This is a genomic window from Xanthomonas arboricola pv. guizotiae (assembly GCF_002940205.1).
In the GTDB taxonomy this organism is placed as follows: domain Bacteria; phylum Pseudomonadota; class Gammaproteobacteria; order Xanthomonadales; family Xanthomonadaceae; genus Xanthomonas; species Xanthomonas arboricola_C.
Map to the genome: position 1 here is coordinate 1 of NZ_MDSK01000111.1, position 781 is coordinate 781.

The 781-nt window shown below is 60.9% G+C and carries 1 protein-coding gene; it reads left to right on the forward strand.

Translation table 11 applies throughout. The annotated features are described in order from the left end of the window. Positions 1-774, forward strand: a protein-coding gene (locus XarbCFBP7408_RS22030; protein ID WP_429001797.1) for an IS5 family transposase whose coding sequence is annotated in 2 segments (ribosomal slippage) — positions 1-299 and positions 299-774 — 775 coding nt annotated over the 2 segments. Because the reading frame shifts where the segments join, the coding sequence is not laid out codon by codon here. This gene is flagged as partial in the annotation. Between the last annotated feature and the right edge of the window lie 7 nt (positions 775-781).

Below are 781 nucleotides of genomic sequence, written 5' to 3' on the forward strand. Positions count from 1 at the left end.
TTGGAAGCGCATCGAACCACTGATTCCGCAGGTCAAGCCTTCCCCCAAAGGTGGACGACCTCGTCTCAGTGATCAGCGGGCCCTCAACGGCATCGTCTATGTGCTGCGCACGGGCATTCCGTGGGAAGACCTGCCCTCGGAACTTGGCTATGGCAGCGGCATGACCTGCTGGCGTCGGCTGCGTGATTGGCAAGCCAACGGGGTGTGGCATCGTCTCCATCAAGTGCTCCTGGCCGAGCTACGTCGCGCCGACAAGCTGGATCTGAGCCGAGCAAGCCTGGACGCCGCCAGCGTGGCTTCCCCCCGGGGGGCTCGTATACAGGGCCAAACCCAACCGATCGCGGCAAACTCGGCAGCAAACGGCATCTGATCGTTGATCGAAACGGCGTGCCGCTGGCCGTCTGCGTCACCGGTGCCAATCGACACGACTCGGTCGCCTTCGAGGAGTTGCTTGATGCGTTGCCTGCGATCGGCGGAAAACCAGGGCGTGCGCGACGCTGGCCTGGCAAACTGCATGCTGACAAAGCCTACGACATTCAACGTTGTCGCGACTTCCTCAAACAGCGCGGCATTATTGCGCGGATTGCACGCAAGGGCATCGAACGCAACGACCGGCTGGGCCGTCATCGCTGGGTCGTCGAACGCACACATGCCTGGTTCGCAAGCATGGGTAAATTGCGCATCCGCTTTGAACGTCGCATCGATCTCCACTTGGCGTTGCTTTCGCTCGCATCCTCCATCATCTGCTTACGCCTTCTTCCTGGGTTTTGTTAGCCGCTCT